Origin of the sequence: Micromonospora sp. NPDC047707 (assembly GCF_040704235.1) — a bacterium.
GTDB lineage: Bacteria > Actinomycetota > Actinomycetes > Mycobacteriales > Micromonosporaceae > Micromonospora.
Genome location: NZ_JBEYSU010000012.1, coordinates 46,252 through 61,574, shown reverse-complemented (window position 1 = coordinate 61,574; position 15,323 = coordinate 46,252). Strand labels below are relative to the sequence as shown.

15 protein-coding genes are annotated in these 15,323 nt (G+C 73.7%); 1 reads left to right on the top strand and 14 read right to left on the bottom strand.

Annotated elements, in window-relative coordinates:
• Positions 1-214: 214 nt before the first annotated feature.
• The 12 genes from AB0873_RS15815 to AB0873_RS15760 form a co-directional block, all read right to left on the bottom strand.
• The gene (locus AB0873_RS15815) at positions 215-766 is read right to left on the bottom strand and encodes an NUDIX hydrolase (protein WP_366600469.1); all 552 of its coding nucleotides are present in this window, start codon (positions 764-766) and stop codon (positions 215-217) included.
• A gap of 136 nt (positions 767-902) precedes the next feature.
• Positions 903-1,439, bottom strand: coding sequence for a phosphoribosyltransferase family protein (locus AB0873_RS15810; RefSeq protein WP_366600468.1), 537 nt, complete (start codon positions 1,437-1,439; stop codon positions 903-905).
• Positions 1,440-1,475: 36 nt separating this feature from the next.
• Complete coding sequence (locus AB0873_RS15805; protein WP_366600467.1) at positions 1,476-4,184, bottom strand: AAA family ATPase; 2,709 nt, start codon at positions 4,182-4,184, stop codon at positions 1,476-1,478.
• An 80-nt stretch (positions 4,185-4,264) separates the two neighbouring features.
• Positions 4,265-4,873: a TetR/AcrR family transcriptional regulator gene (locus AB0873_RS15800; RefSeq protein ID WP_366600466.1), complete on the bottom strand. Its 609-nt coding sequence runs from the start codon at positions 4,871-4,873 to the stop codon at positions 4,265-4,267.
• A gap of 190 nt (positions 4,874-5,063) precedes the next feature.
• The gene (locus tag AB0873_RS15795; RefSeq protein WP_366600464.1) at positions 5,064-6,344 is read right to left on the bottom strand and encodes an ABC transporter substrate-binding protein; all 1,281 of its coding nucleotides are present in this window, start codon (positions 6,342-6,344) and stop codon (positions 5,064-5,066) included.
• A gap of 78 nt (positions 6,345-6,422) precedes the next feature.
• Entirely contained in the window at positions 6,423-7,448 is a 1,026-nt protein-coding gene (locus tag AB0873_RS15790; protein WP_366600555.1) for a branched-chain amino acid ABC transporter permease, read from the bottom strand.
• Between the two features lie 80 nt (positions 7,449-7,528).
• Positions 7,529-8,407, bottom strand: coding sequence for a branched-chain amino acid ABC transporter permease (locus tag AB0873_RS15785; RefSeq protein ID WP_155331702.1), 879 nt, complete (start codon positions 8,405-8,407; stop codon positions 7,529-7,531).
• 22 nt (positions 8,408-8,429) lie between these two features.
• Positions 8,430-9,170, bottom strand: a complete 741-nt coding sequence (locus AB0873_RS15780) for an ABC transporter ATP-binding protein (protein WP_366600463.1) — start codon at positions 9,168-9,170, stop codon at positions 8,430-8,432.
• The gene (locus tag AB0873_RS15775; RefSeq protein WP_366600462.1) at positions 9,167-9,952 is read right to left on the bottom strand and encodes an ATP-binding cassette domain-containing protein; all 786 of its coding nucleotides are present in this window, start codon (positions 9,950-9,952) and stop codon (positions 9,167-9,169) included. The genes AB0873_RS15780 and AB0873_RS15775 overlap by 4 nt, the downstream gene beginning before the upstream one ends.
• A 206-nt stretch (positions 9,953-10,158) precedes the next feature.
• Positions 10,159-11,058, bottom strand: coding sequence for an alpha/beta hydrolase (locus AB0873_RS15770; protein WP_366600461.1), 900 nt, complete (start codon positions 11,056-11,058; stop codon positions 10,159-10,161).
• A 172-nt stretch (positions 11,059-11,230) separates the two neighbouring features.
• The gene (locus AB0873_RS15765) at positions 11,231-12,229 is read right to left on the bottom strand and encodes a metallophosphoesterase (RefSeq protein WP_366600459.1); all 999 of its coding nucleotides are present in this window, start codon (positions 12,227-12,229) and stop codon (positions 11,231-11,233) included.
• A gap of 143 nt (positions 12,230-12,372) precedes the next feature.
• A complete protein-coding gene (locus AB0873_RS15760; RefSeq protein ID WP_366600457.1) occupies positions 12,373-12,507 on the bottom strand; it encodes a hypothetical protein in 135 nt (44 codons plus the stop codon).
• 74 nt (positions 12,508-12,581) lie between these two features.
• On the opposite strand from AB0873_RS15760, the gene AB0873_RS15755 reads away from it, so the two are divergent.
• Positions 12,582-12,806 carry a hypothetical protein gene (locus tag AB0873_RS15755; RefSeq protein WP_366600456.1) on the top strand — a complete coding sequence of 75 codons (225 nt, stop codon included), beginning with the start codon at positions 12,582-12,584 and terminating at the stop codon, positions 12,804-12,806.
• A 19-nt stretch (positions 12,807-12,825) separates the two neighbouring features.
• Here the strand turns inward: AB0873_RS15755 and AB0873_RS15750 are convergent, their stop codons facing one another.
• Both AB0873_RS15750 and AB0873_RS15745 read right to left on the bottom strand, forming a co-directional pair.
• Complete coding sequence (locus tag AB0873_RS15750) at positions 12,826-14,658, bottom strand: AMP-dependent synthetase/ligase (protein WP_366600455.1); 1,833 nt, start codon at positions 14,656-14,658, stop codon at positions 12,826-12,828.
• A 151-nt stretch (positions 14,659-14,809) separates the two neighbouring features.
• Positions 14,810-15,319: a hypothetical protein gene (locus AB0873_RS15745; RefSeq protein WP_366600454.1), complete on the bottom strand. Its 510-nt coding sequence runs from the start codon at positions 15,317-15,319 to the stop codon at positions 14,810-14,812.
• Positions 15,320-15,323 lie beyond the last annotated feature (4 nt).

Here is a 15,323-nt window from a genome sequence, read left to right as displayed (position 1 = left end):
GGTAACCCTCCGCGCCAAGGCAGCGAACGGATATGCATCTTGTCCGAGAGGAACCAGGACTCATCGTCTAAAGCCTGAGGGCGGACGGACTCACCGGCACAGGGACGGGTAGATGACTGACGACCAGACGCCAGCGGAGCGATGATCTTCATTCTCGAAGCCGGCGTCCTCAATCGCGCCGCGCAGGATTCGACCGTCGTACGACAGTTCATCACTACAGCTCGCCGCGCGCCTCCCGGGCGACCAGCTCCAGCACCGCGATCACCGTGCCCGCGCCGACAATTTCACCGCTGCCCACCAGCTCACGCGCCTTGACGAGCGGAATCCAGGCGACCTGCTCCGCTTCGTTGACGTCCGTCGGCGCCCCGATGTGCTGCGCGCTCCGCGACAGAAACAGCAGATTCTCCGCGTCGGCAGTGCCGACCCACGGCTGGAAGGTCAACAACGGCTCGACATCGCCCGGGCGCCAACCGGTCTCCTCCTCGACCTCCCGCGCCGCACAGACCGCCGGCTTTTCCTCGTCGTCCACGTAGCCGCCGGGCAACTCCCACACCCAGCGGTCAAAGACGAAGCGGTGTCGTCGCATCAGAAGCAAGCGCTGCCGATCATCAAGAACCGCGACCATCGCGGAACGGGGCGCACGGATCACGTACTGCTCGAACCGGACGCCATCTGGCAACCCCACCGACGCGATGCTCAACCGCGCCCGCCGGGTGTCATCCACCACCCGCTCGCCGTGGATCGTCCACCGGGTCAACCTCGCCATCCGGCCAGTATCGAGACCCCCAGGTTGCCGCACCAACCTGCCGTCCAGAGCTGGATCGCTGGTTCGGTGGCCCGCTCAGGGCCGCAAGCTCACCGCATCACCGGGACCGCGCTCGACGGACAACCCCTCACCCGGCTCAATCCGCCTGCGCAGACGCACTAGCGAGGTCGGCGCGGGTGAGCAGCGCTCGCAGGTCGATGCCCTCCGCCGCCAGCGCCTCCGCACCGCCTTCCTGGCGGTCGATCATGCAGACGGCGGCGTCGACGTGAGCACCGAGACGGCAAAATTCCCTCGCCGAGAGCACCACCTGACCGCCGGAAGTCACCACGTCCTCCACGACGAGCACCTGCCGTCCAGCCACCTCCGCCCCCTCGGCCAGCCGGGCGGTGCCGTACGCCTTCGCCGCCTTGCGCACGAAGGCGCAGGGCAACCCGATGTGCCGCCCGAGCGCGGTCACCACGGCGATACCGCCCATCTCCAGGCCGGCCAGCACCTCCGTGCCGGCGGGCACCAGCGCGGCCATCTGTTCGGCCAGGGCGTCCAGCAGGATCGGGTCCGCCTCGAACTGGTACTTGTCGAAGTACTCGCTGGCGGTGCGCCCTGACCGTAGTACGAACTCCCCCGTCAGTCGGGACTTCTGGTTGACCTGACGCGCTAGATCATCGAGCTTCACTGGAAGATCGTGACACGGTCGGTCCTGCCGGCAGAACTAGCCCAGTACGCGGGCCAGTTCGGTGCGGGAGCGGACGCCGAGCCGGTGGAAGATGTTGCGCAGGTGGTGGTCGACGGTGCGGGTGGACAGGAACAGCTGGGTGGCGACCTCCCGGTTGGTGGCGCCGGAGGCGACCAGGTGCGCGATGCGCAGCTGCTGGCCGGTGAGCAGGTGCGCCGCCGGCCGGGTCGGCGCGCCGACGGACTCCCCCGCCGCCCGCAGTTCCGCGGTGGCCTGTTCCGCCCAGGTGTCCGCTCCGAGCAGGGTGAACGTCTGGCGGGCGCGGTGCAGATGGGGCCGGGCGTCGCGGGGTCGCCGGCTGTGGCGCAGTTCCCGGCCGAAGAGCAGTTCGGTCCGGGCCCGCTCGAAGGTCGCGGAGTCGGCCGGGTGCAGCCGCAGCGCCCTCCTGAACTGCTCCTCCGCCTCGGCGCTGCCGCGTGGCGCCAGCAGCGCGTGGCACCGTGCGGACAGGGCCCGGCGGGACGGGCTGGCCGTACTGCCGGCCCAGCGGTCGAAGACGGCGAGCGCGGCGCGGGCCTGCGGATGGTGGCCGACGTGGGCGGCGGCCTCCACCAGGTGGGGCGTGGCCATCACCTGGACGAGGACCTGGCCACGGCCGGTGCCGGGACGTGCCAGCGAGGTGAGGCGGTCGGCGGCGTCGGCGTACCGGCCGTCGGCCAGGTCGAGCACCGCCAGCGCCCACCGGGTGAGGGCGTACGGGCGGCTGCCGGGCGCGGCGGTGTCGCCGATCTCGGCGACATGTCGCAGGCTGGTGTCCCGATCGGCCCGCAGGGCGGCGAGGACGGCCAGCAGGCCCAGGTGCACGGCAGCGCAGGTGTGCTGGCCGCTGGCCCGGGCCACGCGCAGCCCTTCCCGGCAGCTGTCCGCCGCGGCGTCGTGCCGGCCCAGCCAGTACTCCGTCATCGCGCGCAGCTCCAGCGCTCGGGGCAGCTGGGACAGGTCTCCGGCGGCGCGGGCCAGGTCGACGGCGCGGTCGGCCAGCCGGTGTGCCGCGGCGTCCACGGCCACCAGCAGGCCGGCCACCGCCGCGCCGGTCAGTTCGGTCGGCGTGAGCGCGTCCCCGGTGAGCCGTCCACCGAGGACGACGGCGCGGCGCAGCAGTGGTCCGCCCTGCTCGTGCTCGCCGCGCAGGGTGGCGGCCACCCCGGCGATGAGTGCGGTCATGAGTTCCGCCCCCGGTGGGTGGCCGTCGCGGGGCAGGGCGGACATCCGGCGGGCCACGTCGGCGTAGCGGTAGTGGTCGCCCGAGAAGCAGATGGCTTCGCCGGCGCGGACGAGACCGAGCAGGGCCTCGGCGCGGTCGGTGGCGGCGATCGCCTCGGTAGCGGCCAGCAGGGTGGTGACCGCGGCGGCCGGGGCGTCGCACCGTAGCTGCATCTCGCCGCGCAGCAGGCCGGCCGCGGCGGTCACGACCGGGTGGGCCGGGGTGGACGGCAGCCGGCGGAGCACCTGCCGGGCCGTGTCGGGGTCGCCGCCCCGCCAGGCGTACCGGGCTGCGGTGACCAGGCGGGCGGCCGCCTGGACCGGGTCGTCGCTGAGGTCCGCCGCGTGCCGCAGGGCCGCCGCGGCGGTCGCCCAGCCGTCCCCGCCGTCGGCCGCCGCCGTCTCGAGTTCCGCGGCGAGCCGCGGGTCGGGGCCGTCCGCGACCGCGGCGAGGTGCAGGGCCCGCCGCAGCCGCCGGCCGTCGAGCGCCCTGGCCAGCAGCAGGTGGGCCGCGCGCCGTTCGGCGAACGGGACGACGACCTGCACCATCGTCCGGGCCACCGGACTGGGGAAGGTCACGCCGGCCGGGCCGGTACGGACCAGGCCGGCGGCTTCGGCCGGTGCGAGGGCGTCGACGGTCGTGCCGGCCGCCCGGGCGGCCCGGACCAGGGTGGCGGGGTCATCGTCCCCGTCGAGGGCGGCCAGGAGCAGCACCTGCCGGCTGTCCGGGGGCAGGCGGTCCAGCCGGGCACGGTACGCGGAGCCCAGCGCGCCGCCCGCCGGTGGTGCGGCGGGCAGCGGCTCCTCGCCCTGCCTCTGGCCGGGGGTGAGCACGTCGACGAGGTCCGCGAGGGCCTGCGGGTTTCCGCCACCGACCGTCGCCAGCACGGCGGTCACCGGCGCCGGCAGTCCGGGGCACCGGTCGGCGAGTGCCGCCCGGCTGTTCCGCTCGTCGAGTGGGCGGAGCCGGTGGACGGGGATGCCGCCGGCTGCGGCGTCGGTGTCGGCGGCGAGCAGGAGGGTGACCGGCAGGCGGTGCAGGCGGCGGGCGACGAAGGCCAGCGTCTCGGCGGTCTGCCGGTCGCCGGAGTCGACGTCGTCCATCGTGCACAGCAGCGGACGGTCGTGCGCGTCGGCGGCGAGCAGGCCGAGCACGGCCATGGACAGGGCCAGCCGCTCGTCGGCCGGACACCCGCCGCCGGCCAGGGCGCGCCGCAGCACCCGCCGCTGCCGCTCCGGCAGCGTGGCGGCCCGGTCGAGGACGGGATCGAGGAGGCGCTGCAACCCGGCGTACGGCAGGGTTACCTCGTCGGCGAGCCCGGCGGCGGTGAGGACGGCCCGGTCCCCGGCGTGGTGCCGGGCGTGCGCCAGCAGCGCACTGCGCCCCGACCCCGGCTCACCGTGGACCAGCAGCGCTCCCCCGTCTGGGCCGTCGAGCAGCCGCCGGATCGCCCGGCACTCGTGGTCCCGACCGCGCAGCACGGTTATTTGCACTGTCGATGCATTAACCATGCATCCAGTATTACCAATCGGTAACCGCTCGGTGAAGAGCGTCGTGCCGGTCAGTCGGCGACGGCCGCCAGCAGGGCGCCCACCGTGCGCGCCATCACCGCCCTGGCCTGGTCCACGCCGAGCCCCAGGCCGTCGCGCAGCATCGACCAGGTCCCCCACGTGCTCACCGCCACGACGGCGTTCACCACCTGCTCGCGGCCCGCGCCGGCCCGGGCCAGCTCGACGGCGAACAGCGCCTCGACCTCGTCGCGGACCCGGTCGATATGCTTGAGCCGGTTGCGGTGCAGCTGCGCGGACAGCGGTTCCCGCATCTGGGCGGCGCGCGCCGAGGGCGCGATGAGCTGGAGCAACTTGGCCCGCTGCCGGCTGTACGCGTCGACCCGCTTGGCCAGTGGTAGCTCGGTCGGGATCGGCCGCCACGCGGCGTCCTGCTGCCGGAGCACCTCTTCACCGCTCGCCTCGAAGAGGGTCTCCATGTCCTTGAAGTTGGTCCAGAGCGTGCGCAGCGAGATGCCGGCGCGCTCGGCGATGCGCTCCCCGGTCGGCCGCAGGTCACCCTCGGAGATCAGGGCGAGGTGCGCCTCGACGATCGCGGCCCGGGTGCGTTCGGCCCGGGCCGTACGCCCGTCGACCCGGCCCGGCGCCTCGGCCCCGCCCATTCCCGCCCGCCTCCTTCACCGCGGCCTGGTCTCGCCCGCACGCCGAGTGTAGACGTGCGGTTACTCACGATCCGGTGGCTGACACCGGGCCCGGCCCGACCCTCCCAGCGAGCGGTTGCCGCTGGCCGGTGGCAGGTGGGCCGGTCGGGCGGCGGGGCCGTGCGCCGGCCCCGCCCCGGCCACGACCGGATCAGGTGGTCGGCACGCCGTTGGCCGGCGGTGCCACCGCGGGGGCGGTGTACCCGTTCACCGCCCCGTCGCCCTCGTCGGTCTCGTACGCGGGCCCGAAGTAGGCCTGCACTCCCCCGCTCACCCGGGTGAGCCGGCCCCCGCCGTAGCCGGAGTGGTCGGTGGCGGAGAACCGCAGCGGAGCGAGCCCGGGGCCCTGGTAGCCACCCTTGCGGACGGCCTCGGTCAGCGACTCGCGGGTGAGGTCCCTGCCGGCGGCGAGGAGCACCTGGACGAAGAGGTACCCCACGGCCATGCCGTACACGGTGTTGCCGTCGAACGGCGCGTTCCCGTTGTGGTCCCGGTTCACCTTCGTGAACAGCTGGATCCACGGGTTGGTCGTGTCGTTCTGCATCGGCAGGTAGTTGATGCCGACCATGCCGTCCAGCAGGCCGGCGGCGTCCCCGAGCTGCTTGGCGAGGGTCGGGTGGTCGGCGCCGACGTTGGACACCACCCACTGCGGCCGGAAGCCGAGCCGGGCGGCGGTGCCGATGGACAGGGCGGTGAAGCCCGGCACCGTGGCGAGGACGACCACCTCGCAGCCGGCCGCCTTCAACGCGCCGATCTGGGGCGCCACGTTGGTGTTGCTGACCACGTAGTCCTGGCGGGCCACGACGGGACCGCCGAGCACCTTCTCCACTCCGGCGAGGCTGTCCCGGCCGAAGTCGTCGTTCTGGCCGAGGAAGCAGACCTTCTTCCCGGGCAGGGTGGTCTTCACGTGGTGGGCGAGGATCTTGCCCTCGACGGTGTAGTCGGGGTTGAAGCCGAACGTGTTCGGGTAGCGGTCGGGCTGGTCCCAGCTGCGGCTGCCGGAGGCGACGAAGAGGTCGGGGACCCGGTTGCTGTGCAGGAAGTCGAGCACGCCGCTGTGGGTCGGGGTGCCGAGGCCGTTGAGGATGGCGAAGACCTTGTCCTGGAGGACGAGCTGGCGGACGACCTGCTGGGTGTTCGCCGGGTTGTACCCGTCGTCCATGACCTTGTAGGTGATCTTGCGGCCGTGCACGCCGCCGTTGGCGTTGACGTAGTCGAAGTACGCCTTGGTGGCCGGCGCGATCTTGGAGTAGCCGGCCGAGGCCGGGCCGGTGAGCGGCATGTGGGTGCCGACGACCACCTCGGTGTCGGTGACGCCCGGGACCGGCCCACGGCCGGCGGACCCGCCGTCGTTCCCGCCGCAGGCCGCCGCGCTGAGCAGCAGGGTGATGGAGGTGGCGATCGCGAGACCGCGTCGTGCGATGCGTCGCATGGGGTACCGACCTTTCTCGGCCAGGGTGGATGGTGTGGTGGGTGGATGAGGTGCGCCCGGCCGGCGCCGGACGGGTGGTCAGCGCCGCCCGGCCCGCCACCGGTCCCGCAGGGTGCGGGCGAGGCGGGAGAGCAGGCCCTGCACGCCGCCGGGTGCGGCGATCATGACGACGACCAGCGTGCTCCCGAAGATCGCCAGCGGGAGGTTGCCCTCCAGCCGCTGCGCCGCCGCCGGCGAGAGCGTCAGCAGGTCGGTCAGGGTGTGCGTCAGGTCGGGCAGGGCGACCAGCAGGGCAGCGCCCCACAGCGCGCCGGCCAGCCGGCCGAGGCCGCCGATGACGACGGCCATCAGCAGGAACAGCGACAGCGTCAGCGAGAACGCGCCGGGCGAGACGCTCTGCGCGAGCACGGCGAGCAGGGCGCCGCCCAGCCCGGCCCCGGCGGCGCTGACCACGAAGGCGAGGACCTGGGTCCGGGCGACGTGGATCCCGGCGAGGCGGGCCGCGATCTCGTCGTCGCGTACCGCCCGGAAGGTGCGGCCGTACCGGCTGCGAACCAGGTTGGCCAGCAGCACCAGGCAGAGCAGTGTCGCCGACCCGGCGACCCAGAGCTGCCACCGCTCGTACGGGAAGTACGGGCCGAGCGCCGCCGGTGGCGGTGCGACCGGGACGGGCAGCCCCTGCTCGCCGTTGAAAACGCCGTCGAAGGTGACGGTCAGGGCCGGTACCACGACCGCGACCGCCAGGGTGACGCCGGCCAGGTAGGGGCCGCGCAACCGGGCAGCGGCCACGCCCACGACGGCGCCGACCGCGACGGTGGTGGCCACCGCCGCCACCAGGGACACGACCAGCAACCCGCCGCCGGTTCGGCCGCGGTCGGCGAAGGCGTCCTGCGTCAGGGCGACCGTGTACGCGCCGACCGCCATCAGCGCGCCGTGCCCGAGTGAGAGCTGGCCGTTCAGTCCGGTGAGGATGGTCAGCCCGGCGGTCGCGCAGAGGTAGGCGGCGACCGTGGCGAGCTGGAAGTTCCGGAACGGCTCGAGGCCGTAACTGACCGCCAGCAGTGCCGACGCGGCGACGGCCGCGAGCCCGAGGTGGCGCAGCAGGGTCGGGACGCGCCGCCCCTCCGGCCGGCCCTCGGGACGGGGCGCCCGGGTCGCGGGTGGGGTCGCCACCCCGGTGGCGCTCACACCCGCCTCGCCGTGACCGGGGCGAACAGGCCGCCGGGACGGACCAGCAGCACCGCCAGGAGCAGCACCAGCACCGCGAGGGGGATGAGGTCGCCGCCGGCGTAGCCGCTGACGTACGACAGCAGCAGCCCGACCCCGACGCCGCCGACGATCGCGCCGGGCGGGCTGTCCAGCCCGCCCACCACGGCGGCGGTGAACGCCGAGACGAAGACCAGGTCCATGGCGTGCGGGTGCAGGCCCAGCTCGGTCGGGATGACGAGCATGCCGGCCAGGGCGCCGACACCGGACGCGAGCGCCCAACCGAGCGTGAGCATGCCGCCGACGTTCACCCCGAGCAGGCGGGAGACCTCGGGAGCGAACGCCGCGGCCCGCATCCGCAGGCCCACCGCGGTCCGGGTGAAGATCCAGGCGAGCGCGGCGCCGACCGTCCCGACGGCGGCGAAGACGAAGACGTCGTACGGCGACAGGACGGCCAGACCGCCGACGGTCAGGGCGCTGCGGCTGAACGGAGCCGCCGCCGGCCGGAACTCGTTGCCGTACACCATGCCGAGGACGGCCTGGATCAGCAGGACCAGCCCGAGCGCGACGATCACCGGGTTGAGCGGGGAGCGGTGGTCGACGAAGCGCATGACGGCGACGTCGACGACCGCGCCGAGGAGCAGGCCGACGGCGAGCGCGGCGACGAACCCGAGCCAGTACGAGCCGGTCGCGGCCGAGACGCTGTAGGCGGCGTACGCGGCGGCGACGGCCATCGCCCCCTGGGCGAAGTTGACGATCCGCGCGGCCCGCCAGATGAGCACCAGGGCCAGCGCGAACGCGGCGTAGACCGCTCCCCTCGACAGGCCGTCGAGGGTGAGGAAGACGAAGCGGTCCAACGGGCCTCCTTGTCGGCGGTGGTCAGAATCCGAGGTACGCGTGGCGCAGGTCGGCGTCGTCGCGGAGCCGGGCGGCCGGCGCGGTGGTGACGACCCGGCCGAGGGACATCACGACGCCGTGGTCGGCGACGCCGAGGGCGCTGCGGACGTTCTGTTCGACGAGCAGCACGGCCAGCCCGGTGCGGTCGCGCAGTTGCCGCAGCAGGGTCATGGTCTGGGCGACCACCCGCGGCGCCAGGCCGAGCGACGGTTCGTCGAGCAGCAGCAGGCGGGGCCGGCCGACCAGCGCGCGGCCGAGGGCGAGCATCTGCCGTTCGCCGCCGGAGAGTTGGTGGCCGAGGTGCCGCCGGCGCCGGGCCAGCGGCTCGAACAACTGGTAGACCTCGTCGTGGGCGCGGGCGGCGTCCGCCCGGTCCCGCCGCCACAGCCCGCCGAGGCGCAGGTTCTCCTCGACGGTGAGTTCGCCGATCACGCCACGTCCCTCGGGGACGTGCGCCAGGCCGCGCCGGACGAGCTGCTCGACGGTCGTGCCGCGCAGGTCCTCGCCGTCGAGGAGGATCCGACCGGCGGTGGGGCGCAGCATGCCGGAGAGGGCGCGCAGCAAAGTGGTCTTGCCGGCCCCGTTGGCGCCCACGACGGCCACGATGGCGCCGGCCGGCACGCGCAGGTCGACGGCGTGCAGCACCGGCGCCGCCCCGTACCCGGCCACCAGGCCCCGCACGGCGAGCAGGTCGGTGCCGGGCTGCGCACTCCCGGCGGTCATGCTGCCGCCTCGTCGACGGCCGCGCCGAGGTAGGCGTCGGCGACGGCGGGGTCGTCGCGGATCGCCTCGGGCGTGCCGGTGGCGACCACCCGGCCGAAGTCCAGCACGACGATCTCGTCGCACACCGACATCACCAGGTCCATGTGGTGTTCCACCAGCAGCACCGCGCACGGGTCGGTGTCGCGGTGGGGCAGCTCCCGGATCAGCTCCGCCAGCTCGGCGATGTCCTCGCCGCCGAGGCCGCCGGCCGGCTCGTCGAGCAGGAGCAGCCGGGGGCGGGCGGCGAGCGCGCGGGCCAGGGCGACCCGCTGGCGTACGGCGAACGGCAGGGTCCCGGGTACGGCGTCGGCGTACCCGGCGACGCCGAGCGTGTCGAGGACGGCCAGGGCGTGCCGGCGCAGCCGGCGCTCCTCCCGGTCGCTGCGGGGCAGGCCGAGCAGCGCGGCGAGGAACCCGGCCCGGGCCGCGTGGGAGGCACCGGCCACGACGTTCTCCAGGACGGTGAGCCCGGCGAACAGGCCGGTCCCCTGGAGGGTGCGGGCGATTCCGAGCCGGGTGAGCCGGTGCGGCCGGGGCCGGAACGGACGGCCGTCGAGGGTGAGGCTGCCCTCGTGCGGGCCGACGAAGCCACAGAGGACGTTGAACAGCGTCGTCTTACCGGCTCCGTTCGGACCGATCACGCCGACCACCTGGCCGGGGGCCACCCGCAGCGAGACGTCGTCGAGGGCGGTGAGGCCTCCGAAGCGCACCCCGACGTGGTGCAGCGCAAGCCCTTGTTCCATCACCCATCCCTCACATCGGGGTCCCGGTTATTACACTGGCAGTGTACGTTTCGCGGCCTGACCGTCAAGACCGCCGCCGCCAGGAGGCCTCCGCATATCAGGAAGTTGCACTGATAATGCATCCAGCATCGTCAGCGACCGGGGCGGAAGAGCCGTTCGGCGACGTGCCGGGGCGGCCACACACCGGCGGCCGCCCCGGAGCACGGTCAGGAGTGCGGACAGGTGTTCCGGTACTCCTCGACGGCGAACCCGGTCGGGCCCGGGCAGAGGAACGGCTCGTAGCGGGTGTCGTTGTCGACGAACCGCTTCAACCACGCCACCATCTGCCGGGCCATGGGCGTGTTGGTCGTCTGCGGGAAGAAGTGGTCCGCGCCGTTGAGCTCCAGGTACGCCTTCTCCGACGAGGACGGGATGCTGGCGTAGAACGGCTCGGAGTGCGAGGAGACCGACGCGATGCTGTCGTACTCGCCGCCGATGATCAGCGTCGGTACGCGTACCTCCGACCAGGTCTTGTCCAGGTTCCACGGGGCGAGCGGCACCGCGGCCTGCAACGACGGCCGGTCCGCCGCGGCCTCCAGGCTGCCGCCGCCGCCCATCGAGTGCCCGGCCACCGCGAGCCGGGTGGCGTCGATCCGGCCGCGCACCGAACTGCGCTCAGTGAGCCAGTCCAGCGCCGCGAGCAGTTGGGTGCCCCGGCTGGCCGGCTGGTCGAAGCGGCTGTTGGTCTCGATGCCGATGACCACGAAGCCGTGCGAGGCGATCCGCGGCCCGAGCCAACTGAGGCTGGACCACGAGGCGGTGTAGCCGGGCGAGATGGCGATCGCACCGAAGGTGCCCTCACTGGTGCTGGTCGGGTAGTAGACGACCCCGCCGCCGAAGCCGCTGACGCTCAGCGACGAGACACTGAACGACGAGGTGGCGAAGGGGCCGCGGCTGGCCTCCAGGATCGCGGTGGTCGGCGCCGGGCCGCGCTCGTACGGGTTCTCGGCGGCCTGCGCGCCGGCCGGGACGGCCAGGGCACCACCGACGGCGAGGACGGCCGCGACGGCCACCCTCGTCAGGGCGGACACGGAGGTACGGGTACGGGTGGTGGTGGGTGATCGCACGTCGGGTACTCCCTGCTGAGGGTTGGAGTGTTATCGACGTACGTCAGTCTTTGGCCTGGTCGCCGACGCCACATCGGCAAAATCACCGGTCCCCGGCGGGACGGCGCCGGGCAGGCCGGGACGCTCGGGGTGGCCGGTGGCCGGCCGCCCCGGACCGCTGGTCCGGACTACCTCAGCGGATCAGGCGGAGGCCGGTGAGCGTCCGGTCGTGTGCCGGGAACGCCTCCGCCGTGCGCGGTGCGTAGATCCACGTGCGCAGCGAGTCGGCGGCGGTGTCCACCTCCACCAGCCGGACCGGGTTGGTCCGTCGGGAGTGGAACGCCTGGAGGAACGAGTGGATCCGGTTGCCGTGCACGCCGGTGTCGACCCGGTACGCGGCGCTGCCGGTGTGACCGGAGAAGACGAGGCGGACGTTCGGATAGCGCGAGATCAGGTTGTCGAACAGGTACTGCGGGCTGGTGGACCCGTGGGCCGGGCTGCGCCCGATCGTGCCGTCGGCCTCCAGGTAGTGGTGCGTGACGACGACGACGTTGTGCCTCGGGTTGGCGGCGACGACGTTCCGGGCCCAGGCGACCGCCGCCCGGCGCGGCCACGGCTCCAGGGTCAGCACCAGCCACCGCACGCCGCCGGCCTCGTAGGTCGCGTACGCGTTGTCGACCTTGCCGGCCTCGAACTGGCCCCGGACGGCGCCGAAGCGGTCCGCGGTGAAGTACCGGTTGAACACCGTGGTGTCGCGCAGCAACGGCCCGGCGGGGCTGCGCCGCTTGCCGTCCGGGCCGTAGACCTGGCCGTCGTGGTTGCCGACCGCGAGGGAGTACGGCAGCCGGGCCCTCTCCAGCGGTCGCAGCGCGTCCCGGGCGCGGATGTACTGCACGTGGTCGGGGGTGTCGAAGTTGACCACGTCGCCGATGTGGGTGACGAACCGCAGGTCCAGCGCGGAGCGGTTGGCGACCAGCCAGTCGGAGCGCTGCCGGAACCGGGGGTCGTCCGCTCTCAGCACCTCCTCCTGGGTGTCCGGCACGACCGCGAACCCGAACCGGGTGTCGGCGGCGACCCGGAGGGTGCCGGTCGGCAACGTGGACGGTGGCGACTCGACCGCGTTGGCGACGCCCGCGAGGCCGCCCGCCGTCAGCACCACCACGGCCGCCACGATGGTCCGCGTTATCCGCATCGGACACCTCCCACCAGGTCACCGGCGGTCGCCGGCTCCCGGGGATGCTACGGCAGGCCGTCGGCCGCACCCCGGAACCCCGCCATGACCGCGCGTGGTGGGCGCGTCCACGAAGAGTAGTCGGGTTTCGCGGCGGCCCGCCGCTACCGACCGGCGGGAACGAGATCCGGCGCGAACCGGAACGAGACGGCCTCCATCAGCGGCTTCCGCTTGGTGTTCTGGAAGGCGGCGATCCGCCAGCCGCCGTCGGCGGTGCGGACGAGCACGTAGGTCTGCACCTTGGTCAGTTTGCCCGGGCGGTCGCCCTTGTAGATCTCGCCGGTGGTACCTCGACGCGGTCGGCCCGCACGGGATGGCAGCGGCGGACCCCACCGACCGGCGCAAGGTGGTCGTGGCGCCCGTCCCCGAAGCCCTCGGGCGCATCGACGAGGTCGTGAGCCCGGCGCGTGAACGGATCGCCGAGGTGCTCACCGCGTACACGCCGGAGCAGCTCGACGTCCTGTTCGACTACTTCGAGCGGGCCGCACCCGCGTTCCGCGCCGCCACCCGGCAGATCCGTACCCGGCCCCGCCGCTGACCGCCGACCGCCGAACGGATCAGTGGCCGCGGTAGAGCGCCTCGACGTCCGACCGGAAGCGCTCCTCGACGACGCCGCGCTTGATCTTCAGGGTCGGGGTCAGTTCGCCGTCGGCCTCGGTGAAGTCGCGCGGCAGGATGGCGAAGGTCTTGACCTGCTCGGCCCGGGACACGGTCTGGTTGGCCTGGTCGACCGCCTCCTGGATCTCGCCGCGCAGCGCGGGGTCGTCCCGCAGCTCGGCGACCGAGGCGTCCGGCCGGCCGTGGGCGGACCGCCACCGCGGCCATGCCTGCACATCGATGGTGACCAGCGCGGCCACGTACGGTCGATCGTCGCCGACGAGCATGCACTGGCTGACCAGCGGATGGGCGCGGACGGCCTCCTCGATCGGCGCGGGTGCGATGTTCTTGCCGGCCGCCGTCACGATGATCTCCTTCTTGCGGCCGGTGAGCCGGAGGAAGCCGTCGGGGTCGAGGCTGCCGAGGTCACCGGTGCGAAGCCACCCGTCCGGCGTGAAGGTGTCCCGGGTGGCGTCCGGGTTGTTCCAGTACCCCGGGAACACCACGTCGCCGTGCGCCAGCACCTCGCCGTCGTCGGCGACCCGGATCTCCACGCCGGGCAGCGGTCGGCCGACGGTGCCGATCCGCTGCGCCGACGGCAGGTTCGCCGTGAGGGCGGGCGACGTCTCGGTGAGGCCGTACCCCTCCAGGACCTGGATTCCCGCACCCCGGAAGAAGTGCCCCACCCGCTCGCCGAGGGGTGCGCCGCCGACGATCGCCGTCCGGCACCGCCCGCCGAGCGCCGCCCGCAGCTTCCGGTACGCCAGCAGGTCGAAAACGGCCCGGGCCAGCCGGAGCAGCGGGTTCGGCCCGCGCGGCCGGTCGAGGGCCCGGCTGTACCGCACCGCCACCCGGTCGGCGAGGGCGAACAGCCACCCGCGTCGCGCGTCCTCGGCCTTCTGCCGGGCCCGGTTGAACATCTTCTCGAAGACGCGCGGCACCGCCAGGATGAACGTCGGCCGGTGCCGGCGCAGCTGCTCCAGCACCCCGGCGACGTCGGCGCTGTGCACCATGGTGGCGCGGCTCTGCACCACCCCCACCTGGATCAACCGGGCGAACATGTGCGCCAGCGGCAGGAACAGCACCGTCGACGCACCGGGGTACAGCAGCCGCGACAGCGCCGCGACAGCGGCGGTCACGTCGCAGTGGATGTTGCGGTGCGTCAGCACGCAACCCTTCGGGCGCCCCGTCGTGCCGCTGGTGTAGACGATCGTGGCGACGTCACCGCCGGTCACCCGCTTGCGCCGGTCGTCGATCCGCGTGTCGTCGACGGTGCGTCCCCGGCCGGCGAGGGCGATCAGGTCACCGGCGTCGATCTGCCACACGTCACGCAGCGCCGGAAGGCCGTGCCGCAGGGCGGCGACCATCTCCCCGTGGCTCGCCGACTCCACCACGGCGCCCATCGCGCCCGAATCCGACAGGACCCACCCGAGCTGGTCCGAGCTGGCCGTCTCGTAGACCGGCACCGGCACCGCCCCGATCGCCCACAGGGCGTAGTCGACCAGGGTCCACTCGTACCGGGTGCGGCTCATCAGCACGATCCGGTCACCGTGGCCCACGCCGGCGGCGACGAAACCGCGGGCCAGCGTGAGGACGTCGTCCCGGAACTGCTCGCACGTCACCGGCAGGTCGCCACCCTGCACCGACCGCGGCGCGGGCCACGCGCGCGACACCGGCGCGGGGCGTACGAACTGCACCGCCTGCGGAGCCTCCCGGGCGTTGATCCACACACGCTCCGCCAGCCCCGGCACCACCGCCCCGACGTCCAGCGGCGCGACAGCGACGTCCTGCACGTCGACCCCCCACCTGCTGCGCTCCCGGCACACCGGACGCGGCAGCCGGCCGTACGGTCATGCTGCCGCCGCCACCGGCCCGGGCGGCGGCTATCGGCGAAACCCGCCCCGGCCACGGGGACGCGTGGTAGAAGGCCCCACCGGCCCGAGCTCAGATCGCGACCGCCGCCGACACCTTCCACTCGCCGTCGACCGGGACCAGGGTGAGCACCACCCGGTTCTGGTCGACCTTTTCCCCGGCCGTGGTGACGTTGCGCCGGTACTGGTTGAGGTACACCAGCAGCTCGACCCGGGCCGGGCCGGCCGTGACCACGCCGGCCGAGGACACCTCCGCCAGCACGACCGCCTGCTGCTTCACGGCCGTCTGCTGCAACGCGGCGGTGGTCCGCGCGTACTCGTCGGCGAAGGGCCCGGTGACGAAGCCGCGGCCGTTCGCCACGCTCTCGTCGAACGTGCGGTGGTCGTACGAGAAGATCGCCTTCGCCGCGGCCGGGGCGACCGCCAGGGCCTGCCTCGCGGCGGTGTCGGTGCGGGTGCCGGTACGGTCCCGCTGCCAGCCGACGGCGGCGGTGCCGGCGGCCAGCGCGATCGCCGCCGCCAGCGCCGGCACCAGGGACAGGCGGCGGCCCCGGGGCCACGGCCGGAGATTCCGGATGCGCATACGT